This is a genomic window from Pseudomonas sp. 10S4 (genome assembly GCF_034344865.1).
GTDB lineage: Bacteria > Pseudomonadota > Gammaproteobacteria > Pseudomonadales > Pseudomonadaceae > Aquipseudomonas.
Genome location: NZ_CP133774.1, coordinates 4,167,206 through 4,184,503, shown reverse-complemented (window position 1 = coordinate 4,184,503; position 17,298 = coordinate 4,167,206). Strand labels below are relative to the sequence as shown.

Below are 17,298 nucleotides of genomic sequence, written 5' to 3'. Positions count from 1 at the left end.
AAACCCGGTCTACTGTCGGAGCGAGCCTGCTCGCGATGAGGACAGCACATTCAACATCAATGCTGACAGCTGCTGCCCCTCCTCACATTATTCGCTGTAAATCATCTTCTTGGTCATGCCGCCATCGACCACGAATTCCTGGCCCGTGACGAAACCGGCGTTCCTGGACAGCAACCAAGCCACCATCGCCGCCACATCCTCGACCGTCCCTACCCTGCCCGCCGGATGCTGGGCATGGTCGGCATCGGTCAGCGGTTCGGCACGCCGTACTGACGGGTCCCGTGCATCGATCCAGCCCGGACTGACCGCATTGACGCGGATTTCCGGCCCCAGACTGATCGCCAATGCGTGAGTCAGGGCCAACAGGCCACCCTTGCTCGCCGCATAAGCCTCTGTGTCAGGTTCCGACTGCCCGGCACGGGTCGAGGCCAGGTTGACGATTGCGCCGTTGTGAGCACGCAGGTACGGCGCACAGTGCTTGGCCAGCAACATCGGCCCACTGAGATTCACTGCCAACACACGATTCCAGTAGGCCAGATCGAGGCTTTCCAGGGTGATGTTGTGCGGATCGGCGACTGCCGCATTGCACACCAACGCATCCAGACGCCCGAACTGCCCCAGCACCTCGGCGACGCCCAGCGCCACCTGCCCTTCGTTCGAGACGTCCATGGCGATGAACCAGGCATTGTCGCCCAGCACCTTCGCCACTTTCGAACCCCGCACGCGGTCCAGGTCCGTCAACACCACCTGCCAGCCTTCGCTGATTAGCCAGGCCGCGATGCCCAGGCCGATACCGCGCGCGGCACCGGTGACCAGCGCAACGCGGCCATGGGTGCCCGTAGCCGGCGTGGCCAACTCGATCACAAGGCAGCCAACCCGCGCGCCAGATCGGCTTGCAGGTCTGCTACGTCTTCCAGGCCGACCGCAACACGAATCAGGCTGTCACGGATGCCCGCGGCTTCACGTTCTTGCGGCGCCAGACGGCCGTGAGAGGTAGTGCTCGGGTGAGTGATGGTGGTCTTGGTGTCGCCGAGGTTGGCGGTGATGGAAATCAGTCGGGTTGCGTCGATAAAGCGCCAGGCGCCCTCTTTGCCGCCCTTGACTTCAAAACTTACGACCGCACCGAAGCCTTTCTGCTGACGCTGGGCCAGTTCGTGCTGCGGATGGCTCTTGAGGCCGGCGTAGTGGACTTTCTCGATGCCGTCCTGCTGTTCCAGCCATTCGGCCAGTTGCTGAGCGTTGGCGCAGTGCGCCTTCATGCGCAGGTTCAGGGTTTCGAGGCCCTTGAGGAAGATCCAGGCATTGAATGGGCTCAGGGTCGGCCCGGCGGTGCGCAGGAAACCGACGATTTCTTTCATCTGTTCGCTGCGACCAGCCACGACGCCACCCATGCAACGGCCCTGGCCGCTCGATGAACTTGGTCGCCGAGTGCACGACGATGTCGGCGCCCAGTTTCAGCGGCTGTTGCAAGGCAGGCGTGCAGAAGCAGTTGTCGACCACCAGCATCGCACCTTTGGCGTGAGCGATTTTCGACAGTTCGGCGATATCCACCAACTCGGCCAGTGGGTTGGACGGCGATTCGACGAACAGCAATTTGGTGTTGGCCTTGATCGCAGCATCCCAGCCGGACAGGTCCGCCAGAGGTACGTAGTCGACTTCGACGCCAAAACGCTTGAAGTACTTCTCGAACAGACTGATGGTCGAGCCGAACACGCTGCGCGAAACCAGCACGTGGTCACCGGCGCTGCACAGGCTCATCACCACCGCCATGATCGCGGCCATGCCAGTGGCAGTGGCCACCGCTTGCTCGGCGCTTTCCAGCGCGGCGATACGTTCTTCGAACGCACGCACGGTCGGGTTGGTGTAGCGCGAGTAAACGTTGCCCGGCACTTCACCGGAGAAGCGTGCCGCCGCGTCGGCAGCGGTACGGAACACGTAGCTGGAAGTGAAGAACATCGGATCACCGTGTTCGCCTTCCGGCGTACGGTGTTGACCGGCGCGTACGGCCAGGGTATCGAACGCTACGCCATCGAGGTCGCTGTCCAGCCGACCGGCATCCCAATCCTGACTCATGCTGTCACTCCTTGCCTTGCTCTTTTAGTAGATACAAAACCGGCCCCTCAGGGCCGGTAGTTACTCAGTTGTTATACAGATCAATGATCGCACTGACTGCCTGTGTCTTGACCTTGGAGGCATCGTTGCGCGCCTGCTCGATCTTGTTCAGGTAAGCCTCGTCGACGTCGCCGGTGACGTACTTGCCGTCAAACACCGCGCAATCGAAGTTCTCGATCTTGATCTTGCCGCCACCGACCGCTTCGATCAAGTCAGGCAAGTCCTGATAGATCAACCAGTCGGCGCCGATCAGATCAGCCACGTCCTGGGTCGAACGGTTGTGGGCGATCAGTTCGTGAGCACTTGGCATGTCGATGCCGTAGACGTTCGGGTAGCGAACGGCTGGCGCTGCGGAGCAGAAGTAGACGTTTTTCGCGCCAGCTTCACGGGCCATCTGGATGATCTGCTTGCACGTGGTGCCGCGAACGATCGAGTCGTCCACCAGCATCACGTTCTTGCCGCGGAATTCCAGTTCGATGGCATTGAGCTTCTGGCGTACGGATTTTTTCCGCGCAGCCTGGCCCGGCATGATGAAGGTCCGGCCGATGTAGCGGTTCTTCACGAAGCCTTCGCGGAACTTGACGCCCAAGTGGTTCGCTAGCTCCAGGGCCGCGGTGCGGCTGGTGTCCGGAATCGGGATGACCACGTCGATGTCGTGCTCTGGACGCTCGCGCAGGATCTTCTCGGCGAGTTTCTCACCCATGCGCAGACGGGCCTTGTAGACCGAAACGCCATCGATGATCGAGTCCGGACGCGCCAGGTAGACGTGTTCGAAGATGCACGGGGTCAGGGACGGGTTGGTCGCGCACTGACGGGTGTGCAGCTTGCCGTCTTCAGTGATGTAGACCGCTTCGCCCGGTGCCAGGTCGCGAATCAGGGTGAAACCGAGCACGTCCAGGGACACGCTTTCGGAGGCGATCATGTACTCGACGCCTTCGTCGGTGTGACGCTGGCCGAAGACGATCGGACGGATGCCGTGCGGGTCGCGGAAACCAACGATGCCGTAACCGGTCACCATCGCCACGACCGCGTAACCACCGACGCAACGGTTGTGCACGTCAGTCACGGCAGCGAATACGTCTTCTTCGGTTGGCTGCAACTTGCCGCGCTGGGCCAGCTCGTGAGCGAACACGTTGAGCAGTACTTCCGAATCGGAGTTGGTGTTGACGTGGCGCAGGTCAGATTCGTAAATCTCCTTGGCCAATTGTTCAACGTTGGTCAGGTTACCGTTGTGCGCCAACGTGATGCCGTAAGGCGAGTTGACGTAAAACGGTTGAGCTTCGGCCGAAGTCGAGCTGCCTGCGGTCGGATAACGCACATGGCCAATGCCCATGTGGCCGACCAGGCGCTGCATGTGACGCTGATGGAACACGTCACGCACCAGGCCATTGTCCTTGCGCAGGAATAACCGGCCATCATGGCTGGTCACGATACCGGCAGCGTCCTGGCCGCGGTGCTGGAGCACGGTTAGCGCGTCATACAGCGCCTGATTGACGTTCGACTTACCGACGATACCGACGATGCCACACATGCGACGCAACCCCTACTTAATGGATCTGAACTGAACACAACTCACTGAGGCGTTTTGGCCGTCGGAAAGAGGTGTTCCTTGAACGGTAATTCAGCGGGTACGCTGATACCGCTGGCAAGCCACTGACTGCTCCACCCAAGAATCAGGTTTTTGGACCAGTCTGCGACCAATAAAAATTTTGGCACGAGCTGTGATTCTTTCCACCAGCCGTCCTGCTGTACCGGCCCCAGGCTCAACAGCCCGACCGCCACGACCACCAGCAACACGCCACGCGCGGCGCCGAAGGCCATGCCGAGGAATCGATCGGTCCCGGATAGCCCGGTAACGCGAACCAACTCGCCGATAAGATAATTGATCATTGCGCCTACGATTAACGTGGCGACAAACATGATGGCGCAGCCCGTGATCACACGAGCCGAAGGCGTTTCGATGTACCCGCCGAGGTACTCGGACAATGAACCACCGAACATCCAGGCGACGACTCCTGCGATGATCCAGGTCACCAGCGATAATGCTTCTTTGACGAAGCCGCGGCTCAAACTGATCAATGCGGAGATGGCGACGATTGCAACGATCGCCCAGTCAACCAAGGTAAATGGCACAGTGCAGCCTACAGACAGATAAGGCGGCGCATTTTAGCAGAGCCCATGCTTATCGGTAAGCTGCGATTGTCAGTGCATTTCAAATCGGATGGATAGTTTTAACCGCGCTCAGGCTGGAAACGTACGACAAAACCTTTCAGGTTCTGCTGGCGACCCAGCAAGTCACGCAGGCGATCGGCTTCTGCACGCTCGATCAGCGGCCCGACAAACACCCGATTCTTGCCGTCGGCAGTCCGGATGTAGGCGTTATAGCCTTGGCTGCGCAGGGTTTTCTGCAGACTTTCTGCACTGTCGCGGCTTGCCAGACTGGCCAATTGCACCGACCAACTGATCGACAGGCCATTGGCATCAACGCGACTCTGAGTGGTGTCCGGCTTGGCCGGTGCGGCAGCAATCGGCTGGGTCGGTGCCGGTTTCGCAACAGGCGCTGGCGCCGGTGCCACCGGTTTGGCGACTGGCGCCACGGGCACAGCCGGTTTGATCGGCATCGACGGTGCTTGATCATCAGCAATCTCGTCGTCGCTTGGCACCGGCTCCTGAGGCAAGGCTTGCGGTTCAGGCACCACCACCGGCTCGACCTGTACTTGCGCCACCGCAGGGGCTTGCGGCGCAGACGGCGCCTGCACCGTCACTTGTCGCTGTTCGTCCTGACGGGAAAACAGCATCGGCAAGAAAATCACCGCCAGCGCCACCAACACCAGGGCACCGACCATACGCTGTTTGTAAGCCTTATCCAGCAAAGCCATTTGCCGCTTCCTCCGTGGAGCGCCGGGCCAGCCATTCAAGGGCCTCGGCAACACAATAAAATGATCCGAACAACAAAATCTCATCGTCACTCGTCGCCAGCGCGCACTGCCCTTCCAAGGCTGCTGCCACGCTGTCATACGACGCTACCGAAGCGCCAAGGTTCTGTAACGCCGCGTGCAAATCTGCAACCGGACGTGCTCGCGGCGAATCCAGCGGCGCAACAGCCCATGACTGGACACTAGCATTCAATTCGCCGACCACACCATCCAGATCCTTGTCCGCCAGCAATCCGAACACTGCCAGACGCTTGCCGACCGGCGGCCGACTGGCCAGACGCCGGGCCAGATACTCTGCCGCATGCGGGTTATGCCCCACATCCAGTAACAAATTCAGGCGCTTTCCCTGCCAGTTGAATTGCCGACGATCCAGCCGACCGACGATTCGCGTCGCTTTCAGCGCTTCAACAATCTGTGCATCAACCCACGTCAAACCTGACAACAGATAAGCCTGCAATGCCAGCGCAGCGTTTTCCATCGGCAGATCCAGCAACGGCAAATCATGCAGCTCGACGACACGCCCTTGAGCGTCAACGCCACGCCACTGCCAGTTGTGATCGGTGATCCCGAGATCAAAATCGCGCCCACGCAGGAAAAACGGGCAAGCCAGCTCGCGCGCCTTGTCCAGCAGGGGTTGGGGAGGATTCAGATCGCCGCAGAGCGCAGGCGCGCCCTGACGGAAGATGCCAGCCTTCTCGTAGGCCACGGATTCACGGGTATCGCCCAGGTAATCGACGTGATCGACGCCAATACTGGTGACCAGCGCCATGTCCGCGTCGACCACGTTGACCGTGTCCAGACGTCCGCCCAGGCCGACTTCCAGCACCACCGCATCCAGACTGGCCTGTTGAAACAGCCAGAATGCTGCCAGGGTGCCCATTTCGAAGTAGGTCAGGGACGTTTCGGCACGGCCGGCTTCGACCGCCGCAAAGGCATTGCACAGTTCGGCGTCAGTGGCTTCGACGCCATTGACCTGCACCCGCTCGTTGTAACGCAGCAAGTGCGGAGAATTGTAGACACCGACATTCAGGCCTTGCGCCCGCAGCAATGACGCCACAAACGCACACGTCGAGCCTTTGCCGTTAGTGCCGGTGACCGTAATCACCCGAGGCGCCAGCTTGCCCAGTCCCATGCGGGACGCTACCTGTTGCGAGCGCTCCAGGCCCATGTCGATGGCCGAAGGGTGCAACTGCTCAAGGTAGGCGAGCCATTCGCCAAGGGTGCGCTCGGTCATATGTTCGCAGGTACCGGTGGAATCACGATTGGCTCGATTGGCGCAGCGACGAATTTCGGCGTCGGCAGGCCCATCATTTGTGCCAGCAGGTTGCCCAGACGTGGGCGCAGTTCCTGACGGTGAATGATCATGTCGATCGCGCCGTGCTCCAGCAGGAACTCGCTGCGCTGGAAGCCTTCCGGCAGTTTTTCACGCACGGTTTGTTCGATTACGCGCGGACCGGCGAAGCCGATCAGGGCTTTTGGCTCGCCGACGATCACGTCGCCCAGCATCGCCAGACTGGCGGAAACGCCACCGTAGACCGGGTCGGTCAGTACCGAGATAAACGGAATGCCTTCTTCACGCAGACGCGCCAGTACCGCCGAGGTCTTGGCCATTTGCATCAGGGAGATCAGGGCTTCCTGCATCCGCGCACCACCGGAGGCAGCGAAGCAGATCATCGGGCACTTGTTTTCCAGCGCATAGTTGGCGGCGCGAACAAAACGCTCACCAACGATGGCGCCCATCGAACCACCCATGAAGGAGAATTCGAAGGCCGAGACCACCACCGGCATGCCCAGCAAGGTGCCGCTCATGGAGATCAGTGCGTCTTTCTCGCCAGTCGCTTTCTGCGCAGCGGTCAGGCGATCCTTGTACTTCTTGCCGTCGCGGAATTTCAGACGGTCAACCGGCTCCAGCTCAGCGCCCAGTTCGGCACGGCCTTCGGCGTCGAGGAAAATGTCGATACGGGCGCGAGCTCCGATACGCATGTGGTGGTTGCACTTGGGGCAAACGTCCAGGGTCTTTTCCAGCTCCGGACGATACAGCACAGCCTCGCAAGACGGGCATTTGTGCCAAAGACCTTCAGGCACCGAGCTCTTCTTGACCTCGGAACGCATGATCGAAGGGATCAGTTTGTCTACTAACCAGTTGCTCATGCTTTCTTTCTCCAGTACCGGCGGCCCGAACGCTTTGGTTCGCAGCCCCGCGTATGCCCTTGAGCTAAATTCATGTGTGTGGCGATGATTGATGGATTGCCGGGTCAGTGAAACTGACCTTCGTACACCCCAAAAACCCTCAGCCGTGCCTGCTTTCGTGCAAGTGAAGTTATGGACGGCGGCAGTCTGCCAGCCGTCACATCCCGCGTACCGCTTTGATAAATGCCTGAATCTTTGCGTGATCCTTGATGCCCTTGCTCGCCTCCACCCCGCCGCTGACGTCTACGGCATAAGGCCGAACCCGGGCAATCGCCTCGGCGACGTTATCGGGGCTCAGACCGCCCGCCAGGATAATCGGCTTGCTCAAGCCTTGCGGTATCAGTGACCAGTCGAAGGCTTCGCCAGTTCCGCCCGGCACACCTTCAACATAGGCATCGAGCAGAATACCGCTGGCACTTGGGAACGCAGCGCATGCCGCCCCAATGTCATCGCCGGCCTTGACCCGCAGCGCCTTGATGTACGGGCGATTCCAGCTTTCACACTCGGCAGCGTCTTCGTCACCGTGAAACTGCAGCAAGTCCAGCGGCACCGCGTCGAGAATTTCCCCCAACTCGCAGCGACTGGCGTTGACGAACAAACCCACGGTGGTCACGAACGGCGGCAAGGCCTTGATGATCGCCCTCGCCTGCTGAAACGTCACCGCCCGCGGGCTTTTGGCGTAAAACACAAACCCGATGGCATCAGCCCCGGCCTCGACTGCCGCCAACGCATCTTCTATGCGGGTAATCCCGCAAATCTTGCTGCGAACGGCTGACATGTCGATAGAACCCCAAGGCAAATCCGAGAAAGTCCCGGATGGTAACAAATGCGTTCGAGGGCGTCAGCCGTCAAGTTCGGTGAAACCGGTCAGGAAGTGTGGACCGATGTAACGCTCGGGCAGCGGGAACTCGTCGCGGTACTCCACCTGCACCAGATACAGGCCGTACGGGTGCGCCGTAACCCCGCCAGAGCGGCGAATACGACTCTCAAGCACTTCCTTCATCCACTCCACCGGACGCTCGCCGGTACCGATGGTCATCAGCACCCCGGCGATGTTACGCACCATGTGATGCAGGAAGGCGTTGGCGCGGATGTCCAGCACAATCATCTTGCCGTGCCGGGTGACGCGCAGGTGATGCAATTGCTTGATCGGCGACTTGGCCTGGCACTGTCCGGCACGAAATGCGCTGAAATCGTGAGTACCGACCAGATACTGGGCGGCTTCGGCCATGCGCTCGACGTCCAGCGGACGGTGGTTCCAGGTGATTTCTTCGTTCAGGTGCGCCGGGCGAATCTGATCGTTGTAGATCACGTAGCGATAGCGCCGGGCGATGGCTTTAAACCGTGCATGAAAGTGCGCCGGCATGACCTTTGCCCAACTGACGCTGATGTCGTGGGGCAGATTGATGTTGGCCCCCATGACCCAGGCCTTCAGTGAACGGTCGACCTGGGTATCGAAATGCACCACTTGGCCGCAGGCATGCACGCCCGCGTCGGTGCGACCGGCGCAATGCAGCGACACCGGTGAATCGGCGACTTTGGACAACGCCTTTTCGAGGGTTTCCTGGACGGTCAGCACGCCAGAGGCCTGACGTTGCCAGCCGCGATAACGCGAGCCTTTGTATTCAACGCCCAACGCGATCCGGAAAAAGCCGTCGGCCGCCATTTCGGCGGCCGGATTATCTATATTTGCCAAAGGGTGACAGCCTGCTGATGTACGCAAAGGCTGGCATTATAAGGCCGCAAGTCCGGGACGCCAGAGCCGCGTGGTATTTGCGCCATTGCATCGTTCATACAGATTTCGCTATATAGATAACTACACAACGCAAACACAAAACCGAGACCTGATGATGACCGCCATTCTGAACAAGGAAGCCGTCGGCCTGGCCTACAGCCTGGAAGGCATGCAGCACGCTAAACGCAAGACGTGGGAAGCCATCGAAGAAATGGCCCGCCGAATCAAACCCGGCATGCTTGAATCCGAGGCCCAGACGATGAGCCTTGAAGTGCTGAATGAACTGGGTATGGACCGAATCTGGCACCCATCGAAAATTCGTTTCGGCGAAAACACCCTGAAAACATTCAAACAGCCCTCTGACGGCGATCCAGTGCTGGCTGAAAGCGATATTTTCTTCATCGACCTCGGCGTGGTCTGGGATCGCCATGAAGGCGACTCGGGCGCGACGTTCACCGTCGGCAATGACCCCGAGATGAAGGCGTGTGCCGTGGCGGCAAAAGCGTTGTTCGATCAGGTCCATGAGTACTGGCGCACGCAGCAGGTCGCCGGCCCTGAGTTGTACCGCTATGCCGACGAGCAGGCGAGCGCAATGGGCTGGAAGCTGAACCTGGAAATCAAGGGCCACCGGGTCAGTGACTTCCCCATGCGATCTATCGTGCCGGTGATTTGGGCAGTTTCGAGGACTGCCCGAATGTAGGGTTGTGGATTCTGGAGATCCAGATTGCCCACCCTACCCGGCCGTTTGGCGCGTTTTATGAGGATTTGCTGGCTTAAGATTCAATGTTGAATGTTAGAGCCTCATCGCGAGCAAGCTCGCTCCCACAGGGATTTGTGTACGCCGCAAATCCAATGTGGGAGCGAGCTTGCTCGCGATAGCAATAGACCAGACACCAACCATCTATCGCAGAAACAAAAACGGCAGCCTCTATGGGCTGCCGTTTTTTTACTACTTACCTACCCATCAAGCCAGACGCGAAAGCATTTCCTTCGCTTCAGTCTTCTGACCCGCATCACCCTCGGTTACGACTTCATTGAGGATGTCCCGCGCGCCGTCGTTGTCGCCCATGTCGATGTAGGCCTGGGCCAGATCGAGCTTGGTGGCGACTTCGTCAGTGCCGGAGAGGAAGTCGAACTCCGGCTCGTCAGCCACGGAAGCAGCGGCGTCTTCTGCGGTGAAGGTGGGTTCATTGATGGTATGGGACAAACTATCCAGCTCAGCGTTGACGTCATCCAGTTCTGCCGAGAAGGCATTCGGCGCCTCAGGGGTGTCCATTTCGTCAGCCAGGGACAGGTCGAAATCGGCCGGCAGTTCCAGATCGTCCAGCGCCGCCTCGGTCACGGTTGGCACTTCAACGCCCGGCAGGTCTTTTACACCCTCATCCAGGTCCAGCAGGAAGTCGTCATCGGCCAGGGTCGCTGGCGAGGCATCGCCACCGAGGTCCAGGTCGAGATCGAAGTCCGACAGGTCGTCGAGGTTGTCCTTGATGTCCGTCTGCTGTTGCAGCACCGACCCAAAGCTCAGGTCGTCGTCCAGCGGGAATTCGTCCAGCTCTGCCAACGCTTCGGGCTCAGGTGCTGCTGCCGGAGCCGGAGCAACCACCGCCGGAGAAACGTTTTCCAGGTCATCCAGGCTCAAGTCGAAAGCGCTGTCGAGATCATCGACAGCCGGCTCTGGAGCCGGCGCTTCAGGCTCGTCCAGCAACAGGTCCTTGACGTACTGAGCGTCCAGCTCGGCAGCGACGGCGGCGGCAGCAATGCCACCGGCAACCACGAGGGCCATGGCCGGGAAGCGGCTTTTCAGCTGTTCGACCTGGGCGAAGTTATCGCCATTGGCCACCAACTTGCGCTCCTGGGCCACGAACGCATCACGATCACCTTGCTGACCATAGACTTCCATCAGCTTCAAACGCAGATCACTGCGTTGCGGTTCTTGCTTGATACCGTCTTCCAGCAAAGCCGCTGCCTGATTCAAACGACCGGCGGTGATATGCGACTGGGCGTGAGTCAGCACGTCGTCGTTGCGCTCGGCGGCAGGCGAAATCAGGGGGCGGCAATCGGCGGCGTGACCACGACTGGGGCAATCACTGGAGCTGGAGCCGGAGCTGACACAGGTGCAGGTGCCGGAGCTGGCACATTAGCGAGCTTCACGGTCGGCGGCGGCACTTCAAGACCTTCGAAGCTGCTTTCCGGCAAGTCTTGCTCGGTGGAAAGCTCCTGCTCCTCAGACAAGGCGCGCGCCATGCGCAGATGCTTTTCGGCTTCTTGCTGGGCTTTGCGGCGACGGGCCAGCAGCAACAGCAACAACAGCAGAACGACTGCACCACCACCCACCAGCCCCAGCAGGACCGGATTGGTCAGCAAGTCATTGAAGGTCTGATCGCTAGAAGCCACAGGCTTCGGCTCGATCGGCGTTTCGGCCGGGGCCGGAGTCGCCTCGGGCGCCGTTACGACAGGCGCTGGCGCTGCTGGAGCCGTCGCAGTCGGAGTTGCCCCAGGCGCGGGCGCCAACTGAGCCGACATCGCCGGAGCGGTGGCAGTGGCAGCCGCCGGAGCCACCGGAGTACCCGTAGCCCCGTCAGCCTGCAACTTGGCCAGTTGATTGTTTTTCAGCTCGATCAGGCGTTGCAGCTTATCCAGCTGACTTTGCAGATCGGTCATGCGGCTTTTCAGTTCGGCATTGTCACGACGGGTCGTGTCGAGGCTTTCCTGGGTGACCGCCAGTTTGTTGCTCAGATTCTTCGCATCGCCAGCAGCGCCCTTGCGGCCCTTGCCGGATTCGGCAGAGACCAGGGTCAGGTTATCTTTCGCCGGCTGGGTCGGCGCGGCATCCGCACGACCGCGCTTGGTGGCGTCGAGCTGCTGCTGGCCGGTTCCAGGCTTGGCGACGTAACGACGCCCCTGGCGCCATGCGGTGTTCTGCGCGGCGACTTCAGCGATGGCTTTGGGTTGCGCCAGGCTGGTGCTTTGCACCTGATCCGGCATGCGCAAGACCTGGCCGGTCTTCAGCAGGTTGATGTTGCCGTTGATGAACGCATCCGGGTTCAACGCCTGGATGGCCAGCATGGTCTGCTGCACCGAACCGCCATTACGCGCCTTCGCTGCGATTTCCCACAGGGTATCGCGCGGCGTGGTGGTGTAAGTCGATGGCTTGGTGGCACCGGTGGTTGGCGCGGTAACGGCTTGAGCCGGCGCAGGTTGCGCGGCGGCGTCGGCGGTTTGTGGCGAGAATTTGGACGGATCGAGCAGCACGCTGTAATCGCGCAGCAAGCGACCGTTAGGCCACATCACCTGAACCAGGAATTTCACCATCGGTTCGGAGAGCGGTTTGCTGGACGTCACGCGCAGGATGCTTTTACCGCTGGCGTTGAGCACCGGGGTAAAGGTCAGGTCATTGAGGAATGCCTGGCGATCAACCCCGGCCTTGGCGAAATCGTCGGCCGAGGCCAGGCTCGGCACCACTTCGGCAGCGGTGAGGTCCTTGACGTCGAGCAACTCGATTTCTGCCACCAGGGGCTGGTTCAGCGTCGACTTCAGGGTCAGTTCCCCGAGCCCGAGGGCATGCGCCATACCGGAGGACAGCGCCGAGGCGGCCGCTATTGCTAACACCAGTTTGCGAACTTGAACCATAGCCTCATCCTTTGTTTGAACATTCCTCGGCCAGCGAGAAGGTGTTGAAAGTCGCTGCCGTAAGGCATTGCGCGCGGCGGCGAAGGGTCGTCGCGCGCGATCATTTCTTTGATGCCCTGGAAAGTCCCGTAGGGTGACTCGCCTTCAGCACTCCGGCCAAGCATAGCGCTCAGCTAGAATCATTCGACAAATTGTTGCCAAGTATCTTTTACAGCAGGTCTTTTATCAACAATTCAGCCACCTGCACAGCATTGAGCGCAGCGCCCTTGCGTACGTTATCTGACGTCAGCCACAGATTTAGTTCCGACAGGTCGTCGACACCGTGGCGAACCCGGCCGATGTAGACCACATCCTGCCCTACCGCGTCACCTACCGGCGTCGGGTAATCGCCTGCTTCGACCAGCTCAATGCCTGGCGCGTCTTCCAGTGCAGCGTTCACTTTTGCCAGGTCCACAGCGCTCGCTGACTGCAAGGTCACACTAAAGCTATCGCCAAAAAACACCGGGGCTTGAATGCAAGTCGCGGAAATCTTTAATAAAGGCAGCGCCATCACCTGACGCAGCTCACGTACCAGGCGTTTTTCCAGCAGCGTGTGACCCTGATCATCGGGTTTACCGACTTGGGCCAGCAAATTAAAGGCCATTTGCCGATCAAAGAAAGTCGGCTCCAGCGGACGCACATTGAGCAGTTCGGCGGTTTGCCGGGCCAACTCGGTCACCGCTTCGCGGCCCTGGGCGGAGACGGCCAGGCTGGCGGTCACGTTGACTCGCTGCAGGTCGATCACGCCGAGCAACGGCGCGAGCACCACGGCCAAGGTGGTGGCCGACGGGCTCGGGCTGCTGACCTGGAACGGCTTTTTCAGACCCGCCAACACCTGAGCATTGGCTTCCGGCACCACTTGCGGCGCCTGATCGGCCGGCAACGCGCCGGACAGATCGATTAGCGAGCAACCGGCAGCCGTGGCGCGCGAGGCGAAACTCAGGGTCACCGCCGGGCCGGCAGCGAAGAACACCAACTGAACCTTGCTGAAATCGAACTCATCGACTTCCCGCACGCGTACGTTCTTGCCGCGAAACGGCACCGAATGCCCGGCGGATTCGCTGCTGGCCAGCAGGTGCAGGTTGCCGACCGGGAAGTCTCGCTCTTCAAGAATCTGCACGAGCGTTTCGCCGACAGTACCGGTGGCGCCGATCACGGCAATATCGAAGGACTGGCTCATGGTTCTACCTCAGGCGAAACGGGGGAGCGGCACTTTACCGGGTGGCTGGCATGCAGGCAATTCGGGCGGAGATTTGTGGTACCAGTTCCGGCCCCTTCGCGAGCAAGCCCGCTCCCACAGGTTAATCGCAATCCCATGTGGGAGCGGGCTTGCTCGCGAAGGCGGCCTCTCTGACTACACAATTTCCATAAAAAAACCCGCACCTCTTTACAAGGCACGGGTTCTTTCACAGCTTCAACCGATCAACGCTCAAGCAGAATCCGCAGCATGCGACGCAGCGGTTCGGCCGCGCCCCACAGCAGTTGGTCGCCGACGGTGAACGCGCCCAGATACTGGGTGCCCATGTTCAGCTTGCGCAGACGGCCAACCGGTACGTTCAGGGTGCCGGTGACTTTCGTCGGGCTCAGTTCCTGAATGCTGGCTTCGCGGCTGTTCGGCACCAGTTTTACCCAAGGGTTGTGCTGGCTGATCAGCCCTTCGATGTCGGCGATCGGCACGTCTTTGTTCAGTTTGATGGTCAGTGCCTGGCTGTGGCAGCGCATGGCGCCGATACGCACGCAGATGCCATCGACCGGAATCGGGCTCTTGAAGCGGCCGAGGATCTTGTTGGTCTCGGCCTGGGCCTTCCACTCTTCGCGGCTCTGACCGTTCGGCAGTTCTTTGTCGATCCACGGGATCAGGCTGCCAGCCAGCGGTACGCCGAAGTTTTCGGTCGGGTACGCGTCGCTGCGCATGGCTTCGGCCACACGGCGGTCGATGTCGAGGATGGCGCTGGCCGGGTCGGCCAGTTGATCGGCGACAGCGGCGTGGGTCGCGCCCATTTGCTTGATCAGTTCACGCATGTTCTGCGCGCCGGCACCGGAGGCCGCCTGATACGTCATGGCGCTCATCCACTCCACCAGCCCGGCTTCAAACAGACCGCCCAGGCCCATCAGCATCAGGCTGACGGTGCAGTTGCCGCCGATGTAGTTCTTGGTGCCCGCGTCGAGCTGCTGGTCGATGACCTTGCGGTTCACCGGGTCCAGCACGATCACCGCGTCATCCTGCATGCGCAGGCTGGAAGCGGCGTCGATCCAGTAACCCTGCCAGCCGGCTTCGCGCAGTTTCGGGAAGACTTCGCTGGTGTAGTCGCCACCCTGGCAGGTCAGAATCACGTCGAGGGTTTTCAGCTCTTCAATGCTGTAAGCGTCCTTGAGCGGAGCAATGTCTTTGCCCACGGACGGGCCTTGGCCACCGACATTGGAAGTGGTGAAAAACACCGGCTCAATAAGATCGAAATCCTGCTCTTCCAGCATCCGCTGCATGAGCACGGAACCGACCATACCGCGCCAACCGATCAGACCTACACGTTTCATCGCAACTACACCTTCTTTAAAAAGTGGGCCGCTGCTTTCGAAGTTGAAAGTGGCAGCGGGCCCGAGAGATTACAGATTCCGCAGCGCGGCGACTACTGCGTCACCCATTTCCTGCGTACCGACTTTAGTGCAACCGGTCGACCAGATGTCGCCGGTGCGCAGGCCCTGGTCCAAAACCAGACTGACGGCCTTCTCGATCGCATCGGCTGCATCCTGCAGATTGAAGCTGTAACGCAGCATCATCGACACCGACAAAATGGTCGCCAACGGGTTGGCAATGCCTTTGCCAGCGATGTCCGGCGCCGAACCGTGGCACGGCTCGTACATGCCTTTGTTATTGGTGTCCAGGGACGCCGACGGCAGCATGCCGATGGAACCGGTGAGCATCGAGGCCTGGTCGGACAGGATGTCGCCGAACAGGTTGTCGGTAACGATCACGTCGAACTGCTTCGGTGCGCGCACCAGTTGCATGGCGGCGTTGTCGACGTACATGTGGCTCAGTTCGACTTCAGGGTAATCCTTGGCGACTTGCTCGACCACTTCACGCCACAGCTGGCTGGACGCCAGCACGTTGGCCTTGTCCACCGAGCAGAGCTTTTTGCCACGGACCATGGCCATGTCGAAACCGACACGGGCGATGCGGCGGATTTCGCTTTCGCTGTACGGCAGGGTGTCGTAGGCCTGGCGCTCGCCGTTTTCCAGTACACGCACGCCACGTGGCGCGCCGAAGTAGATGCCGCCGGTCAGTTCACGGACGATCAGGATGTCCAGGCCAGCAACGATCTCAGGCTTCAGGCTCGACGCTTCGGCCAGTTGCGGGTACAGGATCGCCGGACGCAGGTTGCCAAACAGGCCCAGCTGCGCACGAATCTTCAGCAGGCCGCGCTCAGGGCGGATGTCACGCTCGATGGTGTCCCATTTCGGGCCGCCCACGGCGCCCAGCAGTACAGCGTCGGCAGCACGGGCGCGAGCCAGGGTTTCATCAGCCAGCGGCACGCCGTGCTTGTCGATCGCTGCGCCGCCGATCACGTCGTGGCTCAGTTCGAAGCCCAGGCTGTACTTGTCGCTTGCCAGCTCCAGCACCTTGACCGCTTCGGCCATGATTTCCGGGCCAATACCGTCACCTGGGAGAATCAGAATCTGCTTGCTCATGCTTTCCTCATGTCATCAGTCGGTGCGCCCGTGGGCGCACCCGGAAAAATTCGTTCAGCCGCTATCGTTCAGAGCTTATCGTTCAGCCATCAGCACCAGTACATCTGTACTGAACGAACCATCGGCCTCAATCTCAAAATACTCGCGCACTTCGTTGCCCATCGACTTCTGCAACTCGAGGATCGCGGCGCGCATCACTTCGGGTGTGCGCATGCGCTCGACCCAGGAGGTGTACTCCAGACGCAGCCGCTGACGCGTGGTGCTACGGGTATGCAACCCCGCCTCGCTGACCTGGCGCAACCACTCGCCCGCCGAATAATCGCGCACATGGCTGGTGTCGCGCAGCACTTCGACGCTTTGCAGGTAGGTGTCGAACAACGGACTGCCCGGCGACAACACGTCGACAAACGCCGCCACGCCGCCTGGTTTCAGCACCCGGCGCACTTCGCGCAGGGCCACGCCGAGATCGCTCCAATGATGCGCCGAATAACGGCTGAAGACGAAATCGAACTCGCCATCGGCGAACGGCAGGCGCTCGGCGGCGCCGTTAACGGTGGTGACATTGCTGAAACCACGATCAATCGCGGCGGCGGCGACCACGTCGAGCATTTGCTGCGACAGGTCGTAGGCCACCACCTCTTTCACCAGCGACGCCACATGGAAACTCACATGACCGGCGCCGCAACCCAAGTCCAGCACGCGGGCATTGCCCTGCCCGGCCAGTTCAGCCTGTAGCAGTGCGAACTCGGTGCCTTGAGCGTGAACGGCGCTGCTCAGATAGGCCGAGGCCTGTTCACCGAATTGCTTTTGTACGACTTGGCTGTGCTGGGCGGTACTGGTCATGGGGACTTCCTTTTGGGGTTAAGCCTTGTGGTGTTTGGGCTGCCGTCTTCGCGAGCAAGCCCGCTCCCACAGTGGTTTTTCGTCGTTCACAAAACCACTGTGGGAGCGGGCTTGCTCGAGAAGAGG

General features: G+C 60.4%; 12 protein-coding genes and 3 pseudogenes. 1 reads left to right on the top strand and 14 read right to left on the bottom strand.

The annotated features are described in order from the left end of the window. Nucleotides 1-87 precede the first annotated feature (87 nt). From RHM58_RS19505 to truA, 9 genes and pseudogenes are all read right to left on the bottom strand, one after another. Nucleotides 88-864: an SDR family oxidoreductase gene (locus RHM58_RS19505; RefSeq protein WP_322267901.1), complete on the bottom strand. Its 777-nt coding sequence runs from the start codon at nt 862-864 to the stop codon at nt 88-90. After that, nucleotides 861-2,073, bottom strand: a pseudogene (locus tag RHM58_RS19500) (O-succinylhomoserine sulfhydrylase). Before RHM58_RS19500 ends, RHM58_RS19505 begins: the two are co-directional and overlap by 4 nt. 64 nt (nt 2,074-2,137) lie before the next feature. Next, nucleotides 2,138-3,643, bottom strand: a complete 1,506-nt coding sequence (gene purF, locus RHM58_RS19495) for an amidophosphoribosyltransferase (RefSeq protein WP_123425738.1) — start codon at nt 3,641-3,643, stop codon at nt 2,138-2,140. A 41-nt stretch (nt 3,644-3,684) separates the two neighbouring features. After that, a complete protein-coding gene (locus tag RHM58_RS19490; protein WP_201202292.1) occupies nt 3,685-4,245 on the bottom strand; it encodes a CvpA family protein in 561 nt (186 codons plus the stop codon). A 98-nt stretch (nt 4,246-4,343) separates the two neighbouring features. Further along, a complete protein-coding gene (locus RHM58_RS19485; protein WP_201202291.1) occupies nt 4,344-4,991 on the bottom strand; it encodes an SPOR domain-containing protein in 648 nt (215 codons plus the stop codon). Continuing rightward, nucleotides 4,975-6,282, bottom strand: coding sequence for a bifunctional tetrahydrofolate synthase/dihydrofolate synthase (gene folC, locus RHM58_RS19480; protein WP_201202290.1), 1,308 nt, complete (start codon nt 6,280-6,282; stop codon nt 4,975-4,977). The genes RHM58_RS19485 and folC overlap by 17 nt, the downstream gene beginning before the upstream one ends. Next, nucleotides 6,279-7,199 (bottom strand): acetyl-CoA carboxylase, carboxyltransferase subunit beta, encoded by a 921-nt coding sequence (gene accD, locus RHM58_RS19475; RefSeq protein WP_201202289.1) that lies wholly within the window; start codon nt 7,197-7,199, stop codon nt 6,279-6,281. Before accD ends, folC begins: the two co-directional genes overlap by 4 nt. A gap of 196 nt (nt 7,200-7,395) precedes the next feature. After that, nucleotides 7,396-8,016, bottom strand: coding sequence for a phosphoribosylanthranilate isomerase (locus RHM58_RS19470; protein WP_201202288.1), 621 nt, complete (start codon nt 8,014-8,016; stop codon nt 7,396-7,398). A gap of 63 nt (nt 8,017-8,079) precedes the next feature. Then, nucleotides 8,080-8,904 (bottom strand): tRNA pseudouridine(38-40) synthase TruA, encoded by an 825-nt coding sequence (gene truA, locus RHM58_RS19465; protein ID WP_201205198.1) that lies wholly within the window; start codon nt 8,902-8,904, stop codon nt 8,080-8,082. A 181-nt stretch (nt 8,905-9,085) separates the two neighbouring features. Between truA and RHM58_RS19460 the strand changes: the two are divergent. Beyond that, nucleotides 9,086-9,750 (top strand): annotated as a pseudogene (locus tag RHM58_RS19460) (M24 family metallopeptidase). Between the two features lie 187 nt (nt 9,751-9,937). On the opposite strand, the pseudogene RHM58_RS19455 reads toward RHM58_RS19460, so the two are convergent. From RHM58_RS19455 to RHM58_RS19435, 5 genes and pseudogenes are all read right to left on the bottom strand, one after another. Then, nucleotides 9,938-12,603, bottom strand: a pseudogene (locus RHM58_RS19455) (FimV/HubP family polar landmark protein). A 208-nt stretch (nt 12,604-12,811) separates the two neighbouring features. Then, nucleotides 12,812-13,822 carry an aspartate-semialdehyde dehydrogenase gene (locus tag RHM58_RS19450; RefSeq protein WP_201202285.1) on the bottom strand — a complete coding sequence of 337 codons (1,011 nt, stop codon included), beginning with the start codon at nt 13,820-13,822 and terminating at the stop codon, nt 12,812-12,814. Nucleotides 13,823-14,064: 242 nt separating this feature from the next. Then, nucleotides 14,065-15,177 carry an aspartate-semialdehyde dehydrogenase gene (asd, locus tag RHM58_RS19445; protein WP_149658895.1) on the bottom strand — a complete coding sequence of 371 codons (1,113 nt, stop codon included), beginning with the start codon at nt 15,175-15,177 and terminating at the stop codon, nt 14,065-14,067. Nucleotides 15,178-15,246: 69 nt separating this feature from the next. Then, nucleotides 15,247-16,329: a 3-isopropylmalate dehydrogenase gene (gene leuB / locus RHM58_RS19440; protein WP_322267900.1), complete on the bottom strand. Its 1,083-nt coding sequence runs from the start codon at nt 16,327-16,329 to the stop codon at nt 15,247-15,249. A 75-nt stretch (nt 16,330-16,404) separates the two neighbouring features. Continuing rightward, entirely contained in the window at nt 16,405-17,172 is a 768-nt protein-coding gene (locus tag RHM58_RS19435) for a class I SAM-dependent methyltransferase (RefSeq protein ID WP_201202281.1), read from the bottom strand. Nucleotides 17,173-17,298 lie beyond the last annotated feature (126 nt).